We start from the raw sequence: 22,117 nt of genomic DNA on the forward strand, positions 1-22,117 counted from the left end.
ACAGAAAATGAGTAAAAATAAAAATCGTTTTTTATACCTTTTGTGTGCTATTTCAATATGGTTTGGGGCAAACGCCCAAATAACCAATGCTGAAAATTTAGAACCTTTTGTAACCAAACTAAAACGAAACGAAGCCGTAACACAGATTTTATTTATCGGTGATTCGCATATACAAGCCGATTGGCTCACAGGATACCTTCGTAATAAATTTCAAGAAGAATATGGCAATGCAGGGCGAGGTCTGGTGTTTCCCTATGCGGTAGCTAATTCTAATGGACCAGAAGATATATCGGCGTACAGTAATACAACTTGGGAGAACTTTAGATTGGTTTATGAACAAGATATTTTTCCGAAAATGGGAGCTTCAGGATTTGTGATTGGGAATAAAGTTCCTTCCATTTTGGAAATAAATCTCGGCCCCGAAGATACATTCACTAAGGTAGTTATTTTCAATGATAGTATAATGAAGGGAGAGCCTTTTGAACTAATGAAATCTAACGAAAGTTTAAAAGGTTTTATAAAAAAGGATAAAAAAGTATTCTCTTATATTGTAAAAGCAGAGGATACATTTCCAGAGATAGCTTCTAAATTCTATACCACCACCACAAGGTTAAATCAGCTCAATCAATCCAAAAAGCCTATTGCTAATCAGCCCTATTCTGTGGAACAAGTAGAGATTAGCTATGACTTTTCCTTTGAAAACCAGTTAAAAAGTTTATCAAAGTCTACCTTTTGTGAACTAAATACAGTCGTGAATTTGTCTGAACCAAATACTCGCCTTTTGTTGAAAACGAATGCTAAAAATGGTAATGTTTTCTATGGCTTTCAATTTTTGAATAACAATACCAAAGGGGTTGTATTTAATACGGTAGGCGTTAATGGAGCTACCTATGCTGATTTTTTAAAATATCCGTTACAGTTGCAACAGTTAAAGTCGATTCAACCAGATATTGCGATTATAGCTTTGGGTACTAATGAGTCTTTAGGAGCTATAGGTGAGGAAGAGTTTAAGCGAAATGCAATAAATCTTATTTCCGAGCTAAGAAAAGACACGCAGCTCCCAATCTTGTTAATATCACCACCAGACAATAAACTGAAAGGTGATAAAGCAGAACTTATCACTAAGTGGATTGTTCAAGTTGCTACTCAAGAAAAAGTAGCGTTTTACGATTTGAATAAAGCGTTGGGCGGAAGAGGCTATTTTCAAAAAGCACTGAACAATAAAGATGCTAATAAAGACGGCGTACACTTTTTGAAGGCGGGTTACGAAAAGCAAGCACAAAAGATTTACGCAGCTTTAAAAGCATTGTTTTAGAGTTAATCTTTAATATAAACTCTTTTCACTCGTCTAGAAATAGAGGTGAGTACTTCGTAAGGTATCGTTTGTGAATACATTGCGAAGTCTTCTAGAGAAGGCTTTTCGTGGAAGATAATCACCTCGTCGCCCTCTTTGGCAGGGAGGTCAGAAATATCCACCATCATCATATCCATACAAACACTGCCTACAATAGGGCATAAAGTGTTTTTAATACCAATGTAGCCCACGCCATTGCTTAACAGGCGAGGGACGCCGTCTGCATAACCAACAGGTATGGTGGCTATCCTTGTATTTTTAGAGGCTTTATAGCGTCTGCCGTAGCTTACACTATCGTTAGGTTGGATTTCTGAAATTTGAGAAATAACAGATTTGAATGCCACTACAGGATTTAATAAAGGCTGAATTTCGGGCGAAGCGGAAATGCCCATCATACCGATGCCAATTCTTACCATATCCATTTGATAATCTGTGTAGTTGGTAATTCCTGCCGAATTGAGGATATGCCTTAGTGGTTTATAGTTTAAGTCCTTGATGATGTTTTGTGAAAGTCTATCAAATTTTTGGCACTGTCCTAGAGTATAGTCTTTTTCCTGAGGAATGTCAGAACTAGAAAGATGGCTGAAAATACTTTCTACCTTTACATTCATTTGGTTTAAGTATTCTTTTAATTGGTCTATCTCATCTTCTTTAAAACCAAGACGATGCATGCCTGTTTCTAGTTTGATGTGAATAGGATACCTTCCCTCGTAACCGTTTTGTTTTAGCTGCTTATGAAATAGTTCTAAAACTCTGAAGCTGTATATATTAGGCTCTAGATTATATTCTATAATGGTATTATAACTATGTTGTTCTGGATTCATTACCACGATGGGAATCGTAATTCCGTTTTTACGAAGCTCTACACCTTCGTCTGCAACGGCAACGCCTAAATAATCTATGTGGTGATGTTGTAGAAACTCTGCTATTTCGTGACCACCTAGTCCGTAAGAGTAAGCTTTAACCATTGCCATAATTTTAGTTTCGGGCTTTAGCAATGATTTGTGAACATTGATGTTATGGAGTAGGTTGTTTAGATTGACCTCTAGTATCGTATCGTGCTTTTGTAGTTCTAGATAAGTTTTTACTTGTTCTATTTCAAACTTTCTTGCTCCTTTGAGGAGGATAAGCTCATTTTCTAAATCTTTAAAATCTTGATTGTTAAATAATTCATTAGTAGTATTAAAACTAAAACTTTCAGTATTTAGAAACTGTTGATACTGACTAATTTCCTCACCAATTAAGAAAACTTTATTAAAGTTTTGCTCATTGATAAGACTTGCGACTTCTTGGTATAGATTGTCTGCGTCTGATTTTTCTGTAAAATCAGTGATGATTAAAGATTTCTTTGGTTTTTGGTAACTTTTAATAAATTCAAAAGCGATTTTGAGAGAGTCTAAATCTAGATTAAAAGAATCGTTGATGATGAGGTTATTTTTAATGCCATTAACGCTTTCTAGCCTCATTTCCACCGCTTTTAGATTGTTAATTTTTTCTATCATTTTCTCTGTAGAGAATCCCAACAGATGCATCACGGCTATGATGGCTAAAACGTTGGATAAAGTTGCCTCGTCTCTTTGCTGAGCTGGGAAAGAGAAAGATTTATCAAAGCATTGAACAGTAATGGGTTGTTGTCGGTCCTTCCAATTAGAAGAAATGTAGATATTGTTATCCTTATTAAATCCGTATGATATTAAATTTTTACTTGAATATAGTGTGTTTATTTTATTACTAACTAGAGTATTATCGCCATTAAATATGATGCTTTCAGAATCTTTAAAAAGACTTATTTTCTCGTCTACGAGATGCTCTTCAGATTTAAAATTAGAAATATGAGCCGAGCCAATATGAGTTAAAACGCCTATTTTAGGAGAAAAGATGCTTTCTAGAGTTTTCATTTCATTGGGTTCGGAAATTCCCACTTCAAAAATCCCTACTTTGTGTTCTGGTTTTATATTTAGGAGAGATAAAGGCAGACCAATTTGAGAGTTAAAACTCTTTGGGCTTTTAACGCATCTAATGTCTTCGGATAGGCATTGGTAGAGCCATTCTTTAACGATGGTTTTGCCGTTGCTACCTGTAATCCCGATGGTTTGTATATTGTGAGATTTAAGATGTAGATGGGCTAATTTTTGTAAAAATTTTACGGTGTCATCTACAATGAGCCACGAGAGATGTTCGTTATCCAAAGTTTTATGTTCAGAAACAATGAGGTCTATGCCCTTTTCTATCGCAGAAGCAATATATTTTTCGCCGTTATTTTTTTTTGTTTTAATGGCTACGAATCCTGTGTTTTTAGGAGAATAGATAATGCGGCTATCAAAGGCAAAATGTTTAATAATTTTGTTGCCATCACCAATAAGTTTTGCTCCTGTGATTTCGGCAATTTGCTTCGCAGTGTAGTTCATAAGCTGTTAGGATTTCTTATTTAAAAACTCATCTACAAAAACGCGTCTGCTTACGGCTTCGTAGCTTTCAGTTTCACCTAGTTCTACTAAATCTTGACTAGTAGAAGTTCTCATAGAGTAATTAGCAAGGTTGCCTGTTCTTTTACAGATGGCGTGTACTTTAGTAACATATTCTGCTGTTGCCATAAGATAGGGCATAGGTCCAAAAGGTCTGCCTTTAAAATCCATATCAAGCCCCGCAATTACTACCCTAACTCCGTTGTTTGCTAGTTGGTTGGCTACTTCCACGATGCCTTGGTCAAAAAACTGAGCTTCATCTATACCTACCACATCACAATTAGAACCTAGTAATAAGATTTCGTTAGGCGTATCCACCGCTGTACTTCTTATTTTATTTCTGTTATGGGAAACCACATCTTCCTCGGAATATCGGGTATCTAGTTTAGGTTTAAAAATCTCCACATTAAGTCCTGCCATCTCTGCCCTACGAAGCCTACGAATGAGTTCTTCGGTCTTTCCAGAAAACATAGAACCGCAGATGACCTCCATCCATCCACTTTGTTTTGCGTGATTGATTGTATTTTCTAAAAACATTTGTTATTTTAGCCGTAAAAATAAAGCACCCCAAAATTAAGGATTTTTTAATAACGAAACATTATGGTAAACTTCAATTATACGGAAGAAAAAGTGTGGGAAGAATGTAAAGCCTTGTTAGATAATCTATCAGCAATAAATAATTCCGAAGATTTTTTAGAAAAAGAAAACTTAGTATCTTCTCTCTATGAGAATCTTATTTTTCTTAAAAAACTTAAAGATTATGAGGTAGAATTAAGTTTAAATGAGGTTAATAAAATTGATGATAATCAAGAGGAAAAAACTATTTTTGAAGAGTTGCCTGTTATAGAAGATAAAACTAATCATCATACAGAAATAGAGGAGTTACACGAAGTAGAGTTAGAAATAAAAACACCAGCTTCTACTGAAGTTGTAGAAGAATTAAAATTTGAATTTGCTAATGCCAAGGAAGAAGAACTTGAAGTATTGGAGTTAAAGCCAATGCAAGAAGAGCCAGTGGAAGAGGTAGAGACACAAAGTACAGAAGAGCAACAAGAGGAAAATCAAGAAACAGCAGAGGAAATATCCGAAGAACAAGATAAAAAAATAAAGTTAGCACATATTAAGGGGCTTTCGGTACAGTCTCTATTTGATGAAGAAACTATTACAGAACCCAAACAAGAAGCTGTGGTTTCAGAAGAAGTAGAACCTTTGGTAACACCGAGTAAACCTAGACAAGATTTTAAACTTGATTTTAACGACCGATTGGCTTTCCTAAAGGTATTATTTGATAATAGCCAAGTGGATATGAACGAAGTCATCAAAAAGTTGAATTCTTTTGATAATATAGAACAAGCTAGAGAATACCTTAGTGATGTTTACTACGAAAGAAATTGGGGTAAGGTAGATGAGTATGCTCAGAGGTTGTGGGCATTGGTAGAGAATAAATTTTTGTAGTGTATGTCAGGTACTTTATATTTTGTTCCTACGCCTGTTGGGAATTTGGAGGACATGACTTTTAGGGCAATTAAAACACTCAAAGAGATAGACTATATCCTCTGCGAAGACACCCGAACTTCGGGAGTGTTGCTGAAACATTACGAGATAGCCAAACCACTAAAATCCTACCATTTACACAACGAACATCAAGCGACTGATAAAGTGATACAAGACTTACAAAATGGCGTGAATATCGCTTTGATAACGGATGCGGGAACGCCAGGTATATCAGACCCAGGCTATCTTTTAGCAAAAGCCTGTGCTGACAATGATATAGAAATGATTTGTCTGCCAGGAGCAACAGCACTTGTCCCCGCTTTGGTAGTGTCTGGTTTGCCTAATAATGAATTTGTATTCGCGGGTTTTCTTCCACCTAAAAAAGGAAGGCAAACTAAACTCAAGCAATTAGCAGAGGAAAAAAGAACAGTAGTATTGTACGAAAGTCCACATAAAATTAACACCACATTAGAACAGATTAAAACCTTTTTTGGTGAACATACGAGGGTAAGCCTCAGTAGAGAAATTTCCAAAAAATTCGAGGAAACTAAAAGAGGCAGTATAGACGAACTAATTGCATTCTCTCAATCTAAAACTTTAAAGGGAGAAATCGTTTTAGTGATTAATAATAGCATTTAGAAAAATATCATTACTTTTGACTAGAAACAAAAAATAAAATTATATATGAGATTATTAGAAGGAAAAGTAGCCCTTATTACAGGAGCTACCAGAGGTATAGGAAAAGGCATTGCTGAGATTTTCGCAGCACAAGGAGCACAGGTAGCATTCACTTATGCAGGGTCTGTGGATAAGGCACAAGCCCTAGAGGCAGAACTTAATAAGACAACCAAAGCTAAGGCTTACCAAAGTGATGCTTCGGATTACGAAGGTTCTCAAAAGCTCGTAGAAGAAGTTTTAGCAGAATTTGGTAAAATAGATATTTTGGTTAATAATGCAGGGATTACCAAAGACAACCTAATGTTGCGTATGTCCAAAGAAGATTGGGATACCATTATCAAGGTTAATTTAGACTCGGTATTCAACCTAACGAAAGCTGTTATCAAACCAATGATGAAAGCAAGAGGAGGCTCTATCATCAATATGACTTCCGTGGTGGGTATCAAAGGAAATGCAGGTCAGGCGAATTATGCAGCCTCTAAAGCTGGAGTAATCGGATTTACTAAATCTATTGCGTTAGAGTTAGGCTCTAGAAATATCCGTTGCAACGCTATCGCTCCAGGTTTTATAGAAACAGAAATGACGGCAGCGTTAGACGAAAAAACAGTGCAAGGCTGGAGAGAAACCATTCCGTTGAAAAGAGGAGGTCAGCCAGAAGATGTGGCTAATGCGTGCGTATTTCTAGGCAGCGAGTTATCTAGTTATGTTACAGGGCAGGTGCTTAATGTAGATGGCGGAATGCTTACTTAGAAAGTTATTTTGTAAATAAATTTTGGGCGTGCCCCTCTCCTTAGCTTTACCCTAGGCTAGGGTCGGTCTTCGGGCAGTCGCTATTTTACGATAAAGGTTCGGAGCGAAGCCCCGAACCTTTATCGTAAAATGAGCTCCCACAATGCCCTTCGCCCTCACGCAAAAAAAGTGAAATTATAGTTAATTAGAAGTGATAATTATTATATTTGTGGGTGAAAGTGTTTGATATATTTTGGTTTATGAAGTTTATTATACTATTATTCACAATACTTAGTTGTACTTCGCCAAGTAAATTTGAGCAGTCGGTAATTGGAGAATACGCCTCACCTAAGAATGGTTATTTCAATAAAGTGAGGTATGGTAGTTTTGTGCTAGACCTTAATCTCGAGCTGAAACAAGATGGCACTTATATATTAACTTCGTGTGCTCAAATTACCACAGGAAAATGGAGGCAAGAAGGTAATTTTATCCTTTTAGAATGTTTAGATAGAAAATTCATTATAGATAGTGTGAACCATAACGAAGCCTACGCTAAAGGAAAAATCTGTAACGATATAGAAAAATATGAAATTAAAGATTTTGGTTTGTACAAGGAGGAATTGGTGGGTAATAGACTAGTTAAGTTTGTATTGCTCAAAAAATAGACGTAGAAGAAACTTGGGATATATTTAAAGTAAAAAGGGCTATCTTATTATTGGAGAGATAACCCTTTAGTATTAAAATTAGTTTTCAGCCTTTTTTATGATTTTAAAATCTAATTGTTTTTGGATGAGATTAGCTTTCATCACTTTAATTTTAACGGTGTCTCCTAGTTGATAACTATTGCCTGTTCTACCACCATAGACAGCGTGGGTTTTGGCATCGTACTGATAAGAATCATCCATTAAATCTCTTAGTTTTATTAAGCCCTCGGCACCATTTTCAGGAATTTGAACCCAGAAACCAAATTCGGCAACGCCAGAAATAACGCCAGTAAACACTTCGCCAAGATGTTTCTCCATAAACTTAACTTGCATAAATTTAATAGAATCTCTTTCGGCATCTGCAGCTAGGCGTTCCATTGCAGAACAGTGTTTAGATTTTTCTTCGTATTCTGCTTTGTCGGGAGATTTGCCTTGGTCTAGATAATGCTGTAATAGTCGGTGGGCTATAAGGTCGGGGTAACGGCGGATAGGAGAAGTAAAGTGGGTATAATACTCAAACCCTAAACCATAGTGTCCTATTGGCTCGGTAGAATAAACGGCTTTACTCATAGAACGCATTGCGAGGGTTTCAATCATATTTTCTTCGCCTTTACCTTTAACAGATTTTAAAAGCTCGTTCATACTCTCCGCTACCTTTTGAGAGTTAGCAAGGTTCATTTTATAACCAAAAGTGGCTACAAAATCCCTTAGTGCTTCTAATTTGGTTGGGTCTGGGTCGTCGTGTACTCTATAAATAAAGGTTTTGCCAGTAGGGCTCCCTTTTTTGTTAAGAGAAATAAACTCAGATACTTTTCTGTTGGCGAGGAGCATAAATTCTTCTATAAGATGATTGGAGTCTTTGCTTACCTTGAAATAAACGCCTATAGGTTCGTTGTTTTTGTCTAAGTTAAATCTGACTTCACTTCGGTCAAAAGTAATTGCCCCTTTTCTAATACGCTCTTCTCTAAGGATTTTAGCGAGTTTGTCTAGGGTTAAAATTTCATCAGCCAAATCTCCTTTGCCTGTTTCTATACGTTCTTGAGCTTCTTCGTAGGTAAACCTTCTGTCAGAGTGTATTACGGTGCGTCCAAACCATTGTTTCTTTATTTCAGCCTTATCATTGAGTTCAAACACGGCGGAGAAGGTGTATTTGTCCTCATTAGGACGAAGTGAGCAAACCTCATTACTAAGTACTTCAGGAAGCATAGGTACCACTCTATCTACTAAATATACAGAAGTGGCTCTCTGATAGGCTTCTTGGTCTAGTAATGTGTTGGGAACAACATAATGAGATACATCGGCAATATGTACCCCAATTTCCCAGTTTCCATTCTCTAACTTTCTTATGGAAAGAGCATCGTCAAAGTCTTTAGCATCTTTTGGGTCTATGGTAAAGGTACAAATACCTCTCATATCCCATCTTTTTTTTACCTCGTCGTCTCTTATCTCTCGGTCTATGGCATCTGCTTCTTGCTCTACTTCCTCTGGGAAAGCATAAGGAAGACCATATTCTGCTAATATAGAATGTATTTCGGTTTCATGGCTACCAGGAGTTCCTAACACTTTAACGATTTCTCCGTGAGGATTTTTCTCGGTAGGGTTCCATTCTACCATTTTTACCACTACTTTATCGCCATCTTTAGCTCCGTTGATTTTGTTTCGTGGTACAAAAATATCTGTGTTGATTTGCTTTTTATCACAAACCACAAATCCAAAATCTTTATGCTTTATAAACTCGAAAGTTCCTACAAATTCTTTACGGTTTCTTTCTAGTACTTCTATTACGGAGCCTTCTAGCTTTTTTGATTTGAAGTGATAGGTTACAATAAGAACTTTGTCTCCTTGTAGGGCATCTTTTACATTTTTGGAGTGGATAAAAATATCCTCCTCTAAACCTTCTACTCTCACATAGGCATTGCCAGAGTGGTTAAAATCTATAAATCCTGTAAGAGTGTCTTTTATTTTAAGGTCTATAATATACTTGCCTTTTTCTACTTCTTTTATTCTCTCGTCTGCTAAGAGTTTGTGTAAGGCTTGTATAACCTGTTCTCTCTGGCGAGGGTTTTTGTAGTCTATACCATCAGCTATCTGCTTATAATTATATATTTTAGCAGATTGTTTGTTCATAAAACTAAGGATTTGCCTTCCTAAATCCTTTAATTTTCCCTCATTTTTTTTTGATATGTATTTTTTTTTCTTTGCCATTTTTGATATATATTTTTATGATTAAGAACTTGTTAGAGGGGCGTGATGGTAAATTTTGTTAAACTTTAGCAAGATGCTATTTTAGACACTCTATTCTGGTGTCTCCCTCCTTCAAACTCGGTATTTAAAAATGTTTTGATGATTTCTAGTGCCAGTTCTTTTGAAATAAAACGAGCTGGAACGGCTACCATATTGCAATTATTATGCTGTCTAGCTAAGGCTCCAAGTTCTGGCATCCAACACAACGCACATCTGATGCCTTGGTGTTTGTTAGCAGTAAGCTGTACACCTTGCCCACTACCACAAATGAGTATGCCCATTTCGTTTTCACCGTTTTCTACAGAACTTGCTGCAGGATGTACAAAATCTGGATAATCTACGGAGTCGGCAGAATTTGTGCCAAAGTCGGTAATATGGTATTCGTTGGCTAATTCTTTTTTGATAAACTCCTTGTATTCAAACCCAGCGTGGTCGCAAGCGATAGCAATTTTTTTCATTTTTAAAATAAATTTTTATTAGACTTCCCACAAAAATAGCATTTAAAAATGAAAACTTACGAATTTATATCGTACAAATGTTTTTATACGAAATTTGATTCTGTAATTACCTGATGATAAAGTGAAAGGATTTTCTCCTCGTCCTTTTCCCAACATAGGGCTTCGGCGGCTTTTTCTAGTTCAGATTGATAGTGTAGTCGTCCCTTTTCTAGCACACGGGTTATGGCTTCGGCAAGTACTTTTGGGTCGTGAGAATCTATCATTTCTCCCACTTTAAAATTGTTATAAACTCTCTTCATTTCGGGGAAGTTTATCATCACGAGCGGAACTCTACTCTGTATATAATCTGCCACTTTGTTTGGTAGAGAGTAGAGGTAGCTTACGCCTCCGTTTTCTTCAATACTAAGACCGACATCTGCCGTTTGAGTGAGTTTCCTTAGCTCTGTGGGGTGTAATTTTCCTAGAAACGAAACTTTATGGTTTAGATTTAATTTTTTTGCCAATGCTTCATATTCTTCCCTTTTGGGGCCATCTCCAGCAATTTTAAAAATGACATTATCAAGATAGTTTAAAGCTCGTATAGCTTTATCTATGCCTCTAGACTGGTTGATGGCTCCTTGATATAAAATCACTTTTGGAGTGTTTTGAGGTATGGTGATAGGTGTAGTGATTTTTCTAGGTATATTTCTCACTACAACAGGATTTACAGGATAGCGTTCTCTAAACCATTGGACGTAGCTTTCGCTTTCTGTCATCATATATTTGATTTTAGGAAGCGAATATCGTTCTACCAATTGCCAAATTTTTTGCGTCCATCTTCCTTTAATGGCTGGCATTTCGGTGAAAATTTCGTGACTATCAAAAATAAGAGGAATACTTAATTTTTTGGAAACCCAAAGGTTGGGGAGTATGGCATCTATATCGTTAGCGTGTAAGATGGTATTTTTGTCCGCTTTTTTTAGTAATTCGGTATAAAGTTTTTTATTGAACTCAAGGTATGCTCCACGGAGATTTTTCGATTTGATGTGTATCCTACTAAAAGGATAAGGGCGCTCCATTGCTCCATTTTCTCCCCAATCATTTCCGATGAGCTCTATTTTGTAGTTGTTGTCATGAAGGGTCTGACAAACTTTTTCTATCCTTTGGTCCGTGTATAAATTACTGAAAGCAGAAACAATTACTTTCATTGTTTTTTCGCTAGAAAAAGGTAGTATATCTGAACTAGGGAAATAAGGATGTTGGTAATAGTAACAGGTAAGCTGTCTATTAGGAAACCATACGCTACGAATAGTAGGCAGCCAATTAGGTTTACCAATCTTATCTTGTTAATTTCTTTTAGTAAAAAACTGATAGCAACAAAGGCAGACGCTAAATAGCCTATATATTCAGGATTCATAGTTTTATTTTTTTTGCAAAATTAAGAAAAATATGCCATAAAGTCATTTTTTATCTTTGGTAAAGTATTTGTAACTTTGGACGAGTCTAAATAAACATTTTGACAAATATATCACAGGGTTTGTTTAGGAATCAATGACGAACAATTATGATGAGTAATAAATTTTCGGGAGGATTGGATAAAGTCCTCAAAGCGAGTGCTAAAGAAGCAAAAAGATTAGAAAGCGAATTTCTTAATACCGAACATCTCCTTTTAGGGATTATCAAAACGGATAATTCTGCTAAGGAAATCTTACAGAATTTACAGGTAGATTTAACCCAGATAAGAAGAAAGATAGAGGCTTTAAACTCCTTAGGTTCCAATGTGTTTCCACCAAAAGAAATGGAGGTAATACCATTTACTAAAATGGCAGATTATGCACTTAAAAGAGCGGATTTAGAAAGTAAAAGTTATCGTTCAGAACATATCAATACCGTTCATTTACTATTGGGTATTCTTTACAAAATGGAAGACCCTACAACCCAAATTCTAGAAAGTTATGATGTGGACTATGAGGCGGTTACTAAAGAATATCGCACAATGTTGGAGCAAAACGGGATTTTGCCTAAAATGAGTAGTGCCTATGACGATAATGAAGAAAGAGAGAGTTTTGGGCAATCTAATAAACCGACTAGTAATATCGGAACTGCAAAAAGTAAAACACCTACCTTAGATAATTTCGGTAGAGATTTAACGGCTTTAGCTAAAGAAGGAAGGCTAGACCCAGTAATTGGCAGAGAAAAAGAGATTGAACGAGTATCACAAATTCTGTCCAGAAGAAAGAAAAATAATCCACTTCTCATTGGGGAGCCTGGTGTGGGGAAATCTGCTATTGCGGAAGGTTTGGCATTAAGGATACATCAGAAAAGAGTTTCTCGTGTGTTGTATAACAAGCGTGTAATTACCTTAGATTTAGCTAGTTTGGTGGCAGGGACTAAGTACAGAGGTCAGTTTGAGGAAAGAATGAAAGCAATTATGACAGAGCTTGAAAAAAATAGAGATGTCATTTTGTTCATAGACGAGTTGCATACTATTGTAGGAGCGGGAGGTTCTACGGGAAGTTTAGATGCGTCTAATATGTTCAAACCTGCGTTGGCAAGGGGAGAAATACAATGCATTGGAGCCACTACTTTAGATGAATATAGACAGCATATAGAGAAAGATGGTGCTTTGGAAAGGCGTTTCCAAAAAGTAATGGTAGAGCCGACTTCCATAGAAGAAACCATTCAGATTTTGTATCAAATTAAAGATAAGTACGAAGAACATCACAATGTAATTTATACAGATGATGCCATCAAGGCTTGTGTTAATCTTACTTCTAGATACATCACAGATAGATTTTTACCAGACAAAGCCATAGATGCTATGGATGAAGCGGGTTCTAGGGTTTACATTAAAAATATGAAAGTCCCTACCGAACTTGTAGATTTTGAAGCCAAAATAGAAGAAGTTAAAGACCTTAAACAAAAAGCAGTTAAGGCTCAAGACTATCTAGAAGCGAGAAGGCTTAAAGATGAAGAAGAGCGTTTACAGATAGAGCTTAATTTGGTTCAGGAAGAATGGGATAGACATGTAAAAGAGATGAAAGAAACGGTTACGGAGGAGAATGTAGCAGAAGTAGTATCAATGATGAGTGGCGTTCCTGTAACTAAAGTCGGCAAAAATGAACTTGATAAACTTGCCGAAATGGACAAAAATCTTAATGGCAAGGTAATCGGTCAAGAAGAAGCCGTTAAAAAAGTAGTAAAATCTATCCAAAGAAATAGAACAGGACTAAAAGACCCTAACCGACCTATTGGTACTTTTATTTTCCTAGGAACTACAGGAGTTGGTAAAACAGAGTTAGCAAAAGTAATGGCGAAAGAATTGTTCAACTCCGAAGATGCACTCATAAGAATAGATATGAGCGAATATATGGAGAAATTTGCGGTGTCTAGACTTGTAGGTGCGCCTCCAGGATATGTGGGTTACGAAGAAGGCGGACAACTTACAGAAGCTGTTAGAAGAAAGCCTTATTCGGTAGTGCTTTTAGATGAGATAGAAAAAGCTCATTCTGATGTATTTAATCTATTGTTACAGATTTTAGATGAAGGGTTCGTAACCGATAGTTTGGGTAGAAAAATAGACTTTAGAAACACGATTGTAATTCTGACCTCTAACATTGGTACTCGCCAACTGAAAGACTTTGGTGATGGTGTAGGCTTCGGAACTTCGGCAAAGAAATCCAGCACCGATGCTCACGCAAGAAGCACGATAGAATCGGCTCTTAAAAAGGCATTTGCTCCAGAGTTTTTAAATAGAATAGATGATATTATTATTTTCAACGCTTTAGAGAAAGAAGATATTAAGAAAATTATAGATCTAGAACTTAATAAACTTTACCAAAGATTAAGCAAACTAGGTTATACCGTAAGTCTTACAGAGGAAGCCAAGGACTTTATTGCTGAGAAAGGTTGGGATAAAGACTTCGGTGCTAGACCACTGAAAAGAGCGGTGCAAAAGTACATAGAAGATTTACTAGCCGAACTTTTGGTAACAAAACAATTAAGCGAAGGCGAAAGTGTAGTCTTAAAACTAAATGAAGCTAAAGACGCTTTAGAAAAACAAAATTAAATAATTGATGTAGGTAAAATCCACTAAACACAAGGTTTAGTGGATTTTGCTTTTTGAAATTTGAAATAGAGCTATGATAAATATTGCTATTCTTGGGCTAGGGTTTATGGGAAAAAAATACCTCACGGCCATTGAGGGAATTGATGAAGCACAAGTTTCTGCAATCATAGACGATTCGGCTACTGAAAACATAGAGAATATACCTTATTTTAAATCTTTAGATGATTTTTTATGCTCAGAAATTAAGATGGATTTAGTGGTAATATCAACACCAAACTATCTGCATTTTTCCCAAGCAAAAATACTGTTAGAACACGGTTATCATATTTTAATAGAGAAGCCGTTTTGTCTAAAAGGTTCTGAGATGGAAACCTTAATTAAAATTGCTCAAGAAAAGCAACTGAAAATATTTTTTTCCACTCCTAATAGGTTTTCTCCTGCTTTGGCGTGGTTGAAAAAGATTCAGTCCGAAAATATTCTAGGACAACCGTACCTTGTTCAAGTCAATTGCTTTTGGAATAGAGACCAAAGATACTACACGCCACAATCGTGGAAGGGTAGAAAAGAGTTAGATGGAGGAACTTTATATACTCAGTTTTTTCATTTTTTAGACTTAATACTTTTTACCTTCGGAAAGGCAGAACTACTATCAAGCTATATGGATACTTTTAGACATTGCTCTCTGGTGGAGATAGAAGATACAGGGGTACTCACTCTAAAGTTAGCAACGGGAGGTTTAGTTAATCTTAATTTCACTACGGCAGTTTGGGATAAAAATATGGAAACCTCTATGAGTATTATCGCTGAAAATGGGAGTGTTAAAATTTCTGGGCAGTACTTTGATGAAGTAAGTATTTGTAATCTTAAAAACTATAAATTTAGTTTAAATGAGATTGTTGATAATGAGTGCTCTAATTTGCAATTAAATTTAAAATGTGCATTAAAAAAACTTTCCGATACAGAATGTGATTTGGAAGAAATGCTTTATCATCAGAATTTAATTTCTTTGGTGGAGGATATATATAGAAACTCAAAATAAAAAACTTCTTATCTTTGTGATATGACTATAAAGGAAAAACAACAAGAATTGATAGAAGAGTTAGCTTTCTTAGATGATTGGGAGCAAAAATACGAGTATATTATAGATTTAGGCAAAGAGCTTAAAGGGCTTTCCGAAGATAAAAAGCAGGAAGAAAATTTGATAAAAGGTTGTCAGTCCAAAGTATGGTTAGATGCGTCTTTCAGAGATGGAAAGGTATCTTTTGAGGCGGACTCAGATGGTATTTTGCCTAAAGGGATTATAGCAATGTTACTTTCTGTGTATAATGAACACTCTCCTCAAGAAATTCTAGATTCCGATTTTGAATTTATTTCAGAGATAGGACTTCAGGAGTTTCTGTCTCCTTCTCGTGCCAATGGTCTAGCCTCAATGATAAAACAAATTAAATTCTATGCTTTGGCATTCCAAGCCAAGGTCTAATAAAAAGAGATGACGATACTAGCTTACCGTTTTTCTGCCTTTGGAGATGTGGCGATGATAGTGCCTGTGCTTAGAGAATTTTTAGAGCAAAATCCTCAGGTAGAGGTAATTATGGTCTCTCGTAAAAACTTCGCTGATTTATTTAACGGAATAGAGAGGCTTAAATTTCACGGAGCAAATTTAGAAGAATATAAAGGTTTTTGGGGGTTAAAGAAGCTTCACAGAGAGCTGTTGAGTATTTACAAAATAGATGTAGTTGCTGATTTGCACGATGTTATTAGGTCTAAAATCTTGAACCGATTTTTTAGACTAAAAGGAACTCCTGTATTCAAGATAGATAAAGGTAAGGAGCAAAAGAAAAAACTTACAGATGTTTGGAATTTAGATAAACGACAACTCAAATTAACCACAGAACGCTATGCAGATGTTTTTAGAGCTATAGGATTTGAGGTTAAATTATCTCATCAGTATCAAGTTCAAGTGGTTGATAAAAGAGGTGTTGGTTTTGCACCGTTTGCACAGCATCAAGGGAAAATGCTTCCGTTAGAAAAATCTTTTGAGCTAGCAAAGATGATAGCAAAACAAAAGCCACTTTTCTTATTCGGAGGAGGAGCAAAGGAAGTGGAAATTTTGAGCCAATGGGAAAAAGAAATCCCAAATACAAAAAGCGTTGCAGGACAACTTTCATTAAAGGAAGAATTAGAGAAAATTGCAGGGTTAGAAGTGATGATTTCCATGGATTCTGCTAATATGCACTTAGCAAGTTTGGTGGGGACTCGTTGCATTTCGGTGTGGGCGGCTACACATCCTTTTGCAGGCTTTTTAGGGTATGGTCAAAAGGAAGAAGATGTTGTTCAAGTGAAAGACCTTACTTGTCGACCTTGTTCGATTTTTGGAGATAAAGCCTGTTATAGAGGCGATTGGGCTTGTTTGGAAGAAATAGATGTACAAAAAATTATAGATAAAATTTAATGATATCTATCTGTATCCCTATCTACAATACCGAAGTTACCACGTTAGTAACCGCTTTGAAATCCGAAATAAAAGAGAACTATCTAAATGCAGAAATCGTTTTAATAGACGATGCTTCTGATGAGCGTTACAGAGAGCTAAATAAACCTCTGGAAACTGTTGTGGATACAATGGTTTGGCTTCCTAAAAATATGGGAAGAGCTAGAATAAGAAATTTGTTTTTGAAGTATGCTAAAGGGAAGTATTTGTTATTTTTAGATGGCGATGGCAAGGTCGTATCTAATCAATTCATTCGGAATTATCAAAAATTCATTGCTGAAAAAAAAGATGCAAAAGTAGTCTATGGAGGAAGGTGTATTCAAAAAGAAGAACCTTCAGTAGAGAGATATTTGAGGTGGAAATTCGCTAATGAAAGGGAGAACTTGCCTTTATTTCAACGAGAAAAAAATAGATATTTGTCTTTTCAGACCAATAATTTCCTTATAGAAATAGATACTTTTTCACAATGTTTGTTTGATGAACAACTTACAGGCTATGGCTATGAAGATTTAGTTTTTGCGAAAGATTTAAAGGATAAAGGCGTAGATGTTTTCCATATAGATAATCCTATCTTAAATATTGATTTAGAAACTAATGATGTTTATCTAAAAAAAGTGGAAGACTCTATAAACAACCTTTGTCTTTTGTTGAAAAAATCTCCTAAAAAAGTAGAAGATATTAAACTTATCAAAGCGTATCATGTGGTAAAGAAACTAAAATTAAACTCCATTTTATCAAGACTTTTTTCATCTCTTGGAAAAGAGTTTCTCCGAGAAAAATTGCTTAACGGAAAGGCTAGTCTCAGGTACTTAGATGTGTATAAATTGGGATTATTATTAGAAAAAATAAATCCCTCCGTTTAAGAAGGGATTATTTATGAAGTTTAGGAATTTAGTATTTCTTTCAGATGTTCCAAATGTTCGTAAGCGGTAAGGTCAAATTTCACAGGAACTACAGAAATATAACCTTCGGCTAGAGCGTTTTCATCGGCATCCTTGTTGGTATCCATATTATTAAAATAACCAGTAAGCCAATAATATTTTTTACCGTGAGGGTTTACTCTTTCATCAAAACTTTCTTCCCATTTTGCGTGGGCTTGTTTACAAACTTTAATACCTTTTATATCCTCCTTTTTCAGATTGGGTATGTTTACATTCAGCACCATACCTTTAGGCATAGGGTTTTCTAAGGATTTTCTAACGATGGTTTGGATAAATTCTTTGGCTTGAGAAAAATCTGCTTCCCAACTGAAATCTAAAAGTGAAAACCCAATAGCAGGAAGTCCCTCCACACCAGCCTCTACAGCAGCAGACATAGTCCCTGAATATATTACATTGATGGAAGAATTAGCTCCGTGATTGATGCCCGAAACTACAATATCAGGTTTGCGGGTAAGGATCTTATCCAATGCGAATTTTACGCAGTCCACAGGAGTACCGCTAAGAGCATAGTCTTTCTGTGGTCCTTCCATGGAAATTTCTTCGTAGGTAAGGGTAGAGTTGATGGTGATGGCGTGTCCTTTTCCAGATTGAGGAGAGTTAGGTGCTACCACAACTACATCTCCAATTTCGTTCATAAACGAAACGAGGTTGCGTATGCCAGGAGCGGTAATTCCATCGTCATTGGTAACCAATATAAGAGGCTTTTTCATAATTTGTAACAAATTTTCACAAAAATAACCAAAAAAAATAGAGCAATGAAAAATAAGTATTAAATTTGGCATTCCTATTGCGTTTCAGTAGCGGAAAAAAGGGTTGTTTTAATTATTAAAATAAAGTATAGTTTTATGTTTAAAAAAATAAAAATTAATACACTATTATTATTTGTTCCACTTACCACTTTAATATTTTGCTTTAACTCACCTAAGAATGATGATGAGAAAATGCAGACTATTATGATGAGTGTTCGTAATACACTGTCTTACCTACATTATAGCCCAAAGCCTATCAATGATGCGTATTCGCAAGATGTTTACAATAAATATTTTGAAAAGATAGACCCATTTAAGCGTTACTTCCTGAAGTCTGATATGCAGGAGTTTGAAAAACATAAAACCAAATTAGACGACTATCTTAACCAAGGAGATTTAACTTTTTATAAACTTACTACCGACCGTCTTTACCAGCGTATGGAGGAGCTAGATGGCATTACTCAAGAAATTTTTAGTAAGCCTATTGATTTGAACGAAGATGAGGTATTGGTTTTAGAACCAAAAGATAAAGAGTCTCCAGTTGATAAGGCAGATTTAACCAAGGAGTGGAAGAGGTATATTAAATACAATATTCTACAAGAAATGGAAGTGATGAGCAATAGAGAGGAGCGAAGAAAAAAACTCAAAGACTCTCTTATTGCTAATAAACTGAAGGATACTGTAACACTAAAAATTCTTTCTCCAGAAGAGAAAAAAATAAAAGCGACTGAGGAGATTAAAGACTTGATGTCTAATATGTTCAAGAGATTCCAAAAGAGAAAAAAAATGGATTGGTTCTCTGTTTATATGAATGCTTACACAGAAGTTTTTGACCCGCATACTAACTACTATTCTCCTAAGGATAAAGAAGATTTTGATATGCAGTTTAAAGGTTCATTTATAGGGATAGGGGCGGTGATACAAGAGAAAAAAGGAGGTATATTCCTTGGTGCTCTTACCGTAGGAGCTCCTGCTTGGAAGTCTAAACAACTCACCGAAGGCGATAAACTCATTAAAGTAAAACCTTCTCCTAAAGAGGAAGCTATTAGTGTCAATGGTATGTTGGTGGACGAGGTAGTAAGATACATAAGAGGTAAAAAAGACACACCTGTTACGCTTACTGTAATAAAGAAAGACGGAACGATAAAAGATGTTACCCTTATTAGAGATGAGGTACAGATAGAGGACACATTTGCTAGAAGTTTAGTTATCAATACAGCTAAAGGCGAGAAAATAGGTTATATTTATTTACCGAGCTTTAATGCCGATTTTGGAGATGCTAAGGGCAGAAATGCATCTGATGATGTAAAAGCCGAAATAACAAAACTCAAGAAAGAAGGGGTGGCTCGTCTTATTTTGGATTTGAGAAATAATGGAGGAGGCTCACTTTCTGAAGTGGTAGATATGATGGGATTGTTTATGAACAATGGTCCTGTAGTACAAATAAAAGATGGAAATGGTAAGACGGAAGTCTATAAAAATAAAACAAACGCTCCTGTATGGGACGGACCTTTGTTAATTATGCAAAACGAGTTGTCGGCTTCGGCATCTGAAATTTTGGCAGGAGCAATGAAGGCTTACGGTAGAGCAGTTATCTTTGGCTCGCCTAGTTCTTACGGAAAGGGAACGGTGCAAACTTTTGTAGATTTGAATAGATTTTTAAACACTTCTGACGATTTTGGAGCATTGAAACTTACCATACAGAAGTTTTATGGTATAGACGGAGCATCTAATCAGCGTAAGGGGATTACTTCGGATATTAGCCTTAAAGACTTCTTCTCTTATGCCGAAATAGGGGAGCGTTATCAGGACTATGCTTTGGCGTGGGATAAAATTGGGACTACAGATTTTAAACCACTTAACCAGCTTAATATCGCGGCTTTAGTTAAACGAAGCCAAGAGAGAATGGCTAATAACAGCACCTATCAGTTGTTACAAGAGTCTGCTCAATGGAAAGAAAGTTTGGATAAAGAGAAATCTATTACCATCAATCAATCTAAGTTTAGTGATTTGATGAAGAAAAGAAAGCAGGAAATCGAGCGTTTTAAAGCATTGGATAAGTATAATAATGGACTGAAATTTACCCTCCATAAAGAAGAACTAATGAGAGGGAAAAAAGATACCGCTTTTGCTCATAAGAGTAATGCGTGGCTCAAAGGTTTAAAGAAAGACCTCTTTTTGCAAGAGGGAGTTAATGTCGTTTTGGATATAAAATAAATTTTTTGAGGATAATTGCTATGGGGGAGTATTATATCATTTTACTCCCCTATGCTTTTATAAAAATATAAAATATGAGAGAAAATGTCAATCAAATTACAGACGATGTAAATCTTACACTCAAACAAATTTTAGAATACGAGATTTTTTCTTTAGGAAAGTACAGTTTAAGCGTTTACGAAATTGCGGCAGCAGTTATCGTGATACTTATCGGGATTCTGATAGTTAAAGTTACCCGTAAGGTGATTTATAGGTCGGATAGGTTAGATTTGGGTAAGAAATTTGCGTTTTCGCAGATATTGCAGTATGCGATTTTTATCATTACATTTTTTATTGCGATGAAGGCTTTAGGCATCAATATTTCTCCTTTGCTGGTAGGTTCTGGGGCGATATTGGTGGGGATAGGTTTGGGGCTTCAGAATTTGTTTTTGGATTTTATTTCTGGGGTCATTATACTAGTGGACAGGACGATAAAGGTGGGAGATGTAATAGATATAGATGGTATTGTAGGGCGAGTGGACCAAATACATATGAGAACGACCTCCATTATTACAAGAGATAATAAGAGTATGATTTTTCCTAACTCGGTGCTTACCAAAGAAAAGCTAATTAATTTTTCGCACACAGATGAGATGGTTCGTTTTGATATAGAGGTGGGGGTGCATTACGATACGGATATAGACCTTGCAACCCGTATTCTTATGGAAGCAGCTATGGAAAACGATTTTGTTTTCAAAAATGAGTTATATCAACCCGTAGTTCGGTTAGAAAACTTTGGGGACAGCTCATTGGATTTAAAATTATTCTACTTTTCTAAAGAGTTGTTCAGAGCTCCACAAACCAAAAACGAAATCAGAAGGCTTATTTTAGCCAAGTTTAGAGAGAACGGTATTGTCATTCCTTATCCTATTAGGACAGTGGAGTTTCCTTAATATATTATGAAATGTAAAATTTTTCTCCAAAATTTGCACAGTGTATAGAATGTTATAATTTTGTGTCGTGTATTCTGTTTGGTTACCAACGATATAGAAGATATAGTTTGTTAATATTTTACTGAGTATAATACTTATAAATTTCAATTTATTTTATGAAAATAAATAAAATAGTTTTAGGAGCTTTTTTAGGCTTTGGTCTGTCGGTATACGGGCAGTACAACGGGCGTGTAGGGATTAACACCATAGAGCCGCAGGCGACTTTAGACATCTCTAAAGTAGCTTTGGCGAATTTGCCCAAGGGGCGGGCACAAGGCGTGATGCTTCCCAACATTAAGACCTCGGAGCGAAACGTTTTTACTGGAGTAAAGGCGGGTACTATGATTTATAATACCACTAAAAATTGTATTGATTGGTACAATGGCACTCAATGGTCTTGTTTGGACGGCTCTCAAGCCGATATTCCGCCGGTTGTATCGTCCGCTTTTGAGAGTGGAGACAAACAGAGGATTTCGGTTCCTGATGCAAAACGATAGCTGTATTTGCGGAATTTTAGCTTCCTCTTACGGCAAGCAATTATAACGGTCAGACGAGTAGCATCGGTGTGCGTAGC

Annotated in this window: 20 protein-coding genes; 13 read left to right on the forward strand and 7 right to left on the reverse strand. The window is 36.0% G+C overall.

Annotated features, from left to right (window positions below; genetic code table 11):
• Window positions 1-7 precede the first annotated feature (7 nt).
• Window positions 8-1,315 (forward strand): GDSL-type esterase/lipase family protein, encoded by a 1,308-nt coding sequence (locus D1J36_RS04505; protein WP_154137382.1) that lies wholly within the window; start codon window positions 8-10, stop codon window positions 1,313-1,315.
• A 2-nt stretch (window positions 1,316-1,317) separates the two neighbouring features.
• Here D1J36_RS04505 and D1J36_RS04510 read toward each other — a convergent pair whose 3' ends face one another.
• Both D1J36_RS04510 and D1J36_RS04515 read right to left on the reverse strand, forming a co-directional pair.
• Entirely contained in the window at window positions 1,318-3,762 is a 2,445-nt protein-coding gene (locus D1J36_RS04510) for a bifunctional UDP-N-acetylmuramoyl-tripeptide:D-alanyl-D-alanine ligase/alanine racemase (protein ID WP_154137383.1), read from the reverse strand.
• A gap of 6 nt (window positions 3,763-3,768) precedes the next feature.
• A complete protein-coding gene (locus tag D1J36_RS04515; protein WP_004920607.1) occupies window positions 3,769-4,356 on the reverse strand; it encodes a thymidine kinase in 588 nt (195 codons plus the stop codon).
• 63 nt (window positions 4,357-4,419) lie between these two features.
• Here D1J36_RS04515 and D1J36_RS04520 point away from each other — a divergent pair, with 63 nt between their 5' ends.
• The 4 genes from D1J36_RS04520 to D1J36_RS04535 all read left to right on the forward strand — a co-directional run bounded on the left by D1J36_RS04520 (window position 4,420) and on the right by D1J36_RS04535 (window position 7,385).
• Window positions 4,420-5,274, forward strand: coding sequence for a hypothetical protein (locus D1J36_RS04520; protein ID WP_154137384.1), 855 nt, complete (start codon window positions 4,420-4,422; stop codon window positions 5,272-5,274).
• A gap of 3 nt (window positions 5,275-5,277) precedes the next feature.
• A complete protein-coding gene (gene rsmI / locus D1J36_RS04525) occupies window positions 5,278-5,952 on the forward strand; it encodes a 16S rRNA (cytidine(1402)-2'-O)-methyltransferase (protein WP_154137385.1) in 675 nt (224 codons plus the stop codon).
• A 45-nt stretch (window positions 5,953-5,997) separates the two neighbouring features.
• The gene (gene fabG / locus D1J36_RS04530; RefSeq protein ID WP_004920615.1) at window positions 5,998-6,741 is read left to right on the forward strand and encodes a 3-oxoacyl-[acyl-carrier-protein] reductase; all 744 of its coding nucleotides are present in this window, start codon (window positions 5,998-6,000) and stop codon (window positions 6,739-6,741) included.
• 239 nt (window positions 6,742-6,980) lie between these two features.
• Window positions 6,981-7,385, forward strand: a complete 405-nt coding sequence (locus D1J36_RS04535) for a hypothetical protein (protein WP_244314637.1) — start codon at window positions 6,981-6,983, stop codon at window positions 7,383-7,385.
• Between the two features lie 78 nt (window positions 7,386-7,463).
• Here the strand turns inward: D1J36_RS04535 and rnr are convergent, their stop codons facing one another.
• From rnr to D1J36_RS04555, 4 genes are all read right to left on the reverse strand, one after another.
• Complete coding sequence (rnr, locus tag D1J36_RS04540; RefSeq protein ID WP_154137386.1) at window positions 7,464-9,629, reverse strand: ribonuclease R; 2,166 nt, start codon at window positions 9,627-9,629, stop codon at window positions 7,464-7,466.
• Between the two features lie 65 nt (window positions 9,630-9,694).
• Window positions 9,695-10,126 (reverse strand): ribose 5-phosphate isomerase B, encoded by a 432-nt coding sequence (rpiB, locus tag D1J36_RS04545; protein ID WP_014937722.1) that lies wholly within the window; start codon window positions 10,124-10,126, stop codon window positions 9,695-9,697.
• An 83-nt stretch (window positions 10,127-10,209) separates the two neighbouring features.
• On the reverse strand, window positions 10,210-11,313 hold the full coding sequence (locus D1J36_RS04550) for a glycosyltransferase (protein WP_154137387.1): 1,104 nt from the start codon (window positions 11,311-11,313) through the stop codon (window positions 10,210-10,212).
• Window positions 11,310-11,522: a YgjV family protein gene (locus D1J36_RS04555; protein WP_154137388.1), complete on the reverse strand. Its 213-nt coding sequence runs from the start codon at window positions 11,520-11,522 to the stop codon at window positions 11,310-11,312. The genes D1J36_RS04550 and D1J36_RS04555 overlap by 4 nt, the downstream gene beginning before the upstream one ends.
• Window positions 11,523-11,669: 147 nt before the next feature.
• Here D1J36_RS04555 and D1J36_RS04560 point away from each other — a divergent pair, with 147 nt between their 5' ends.
• The 5 genes from D1J36_RS04560 to D1J36_RS04580 all read left to right on the forward strand — a co-directional run bounded on the left by D1J36_RS04560 (window position 11,670) and on the right by D1J36_RS04580 (window position 17,528).
• The gene (locus D1J36_RS04560) at window positions 11,670-14,174 is read left to right on the forward strand and encodes an ATP-dependent Clp protease ATP-binding subunit (RefSeq protein ID WP_154137389.1); all 2,505 of its coding nucleotides are present in this window, start codon (window positions 11,670-11,672) and stop codon (window positions 14,172-14,174) included.
• Between the two features lie 73 nt (window positions 14,175-14,247).
• Entirely contained in the window at window positions 14,248-15,213 is a 966-nt protein-coding gene (locus tag D1J36_RS04565; protein ID WP_154137390.1) for a Gfo/Idh/MocA family protein, read from the forward strand.
• Between the two features lie 21 nt (window positions 15,214-15,234).
• Window positions 15,235-15,654, forward strand: coding sequence for a SufE family protein (locus D1J36_RS04570; RefSeq protein WP_154137391.1), 420 nt, complete (start codon window positions 15,235-15,237; stop codon window positions 15,652-15,654).
• A gap of 9 nt (window positions 15,655-15,663) precedes the next feature.
• Window positions 15,664-16,626 carry a glycosyltransferase family 9 protein gene (locus tag D1J36_RS04575; protein WP_154137392.1) on the forward strand — a complete coding sequence of 321 codons (963 nt, stop codon included), beginning with the start codon at window positions 15,664-15,666 and terminating at the stop codon, window positions 16,624-16,626.
• Window positions 16,626-17,528 carry a glycosyltransferase family 2 protein gene (locus D1J36_RS04580; RefSeq protein WP_154137393.1) on the forward strand — a complete coding sequence of 301 codons (903 nt, stop codon included), beginning with the start codon at window positions 16,626-16,628 and terminating at the stop codon, window positions 17,526-17,528. The genes D1J36_RS04575 and D1J36_RS04580 overlap by 1 nt, the downstream gene beginning before the upstream one ends.
• Before the next feature lie 20 nt (window positions 17,529-17,548).
• Here D1J36_RS04580 and surE read toward each other — a convergent pair whose 3' ends face one another.
• Window positions 17,549-18,316 carry a 5'/3'-nucleotidase SurE gene (gene surE, locus D1J36_RS04585; protein WP_154137394.1) on the reverse strand — a complete coding sequence of 256 codons (768 nt, stop codon included), beginning with the start codon at window positions 18,314-18,316 and terminating at the stop codon, window positions 17,549-17,551.
• Between the two features lie 135 nt (window positions 18,317-18,451).
• On the opposite strand from surE, the gene D1J36_RS04590 reads away from it, so the two are divergent.
• The 3 genes from D1J36_RS04590 to D1J36_RS04600 all read left to right on the forward strand — a co-directional run bounded on the left by D1J36_RS04590 (window position 18,452) and on the right by D1J36_RS04600 (window position 22,040).
• Window positions 18,452-20,572 (forward strand): carboxy terminal-processing peptidase, encoded by a 2,121-nt coding sequence (locus tag D1J36_RS04590; protein WP_154137395.1) that lies wholly within the window; start codon window positions 18,452-18,454, stop codon window positions 20,570-20,572.
• Window positions 20,573-20,646: 74 nt separating this feature from the next.
• Window positions 20,647-21,504, forward strand: coding sequence for a mechanosensitive ion channel family protein (locus D1J36_RS04595; protein ID WP_154137396.1), 858 nt, complete (start codon window positions 20,647-20,649; stop codon window positions 21,502-21,504).
• A gap of 155 nt (window positions 21,505-21,659) precedes the next feature.
• Window positions 21,660-22,040, forward strand: coding sequence for a hypothetical protein (locus D1J36_RS04600; protein ID WP_154137397.1), 381 nt, complete (start codon window positions 21,660-21,662; stop codon window positions 22,038-22,040).
• Window positions 22,041-22,117 lie beyond the last annotated feature (77 nt).

It is taken from the genome of Riemerella anatipestifer (genome assembly GCF_009670965.2).
Classification (GTDB): domain Bacteria; phylum Bacteroidota; class Bacteroidia; order Flavobacteriales; family Weeksellaceae; genus Riemerella; species Riemerella anatipestifer_B.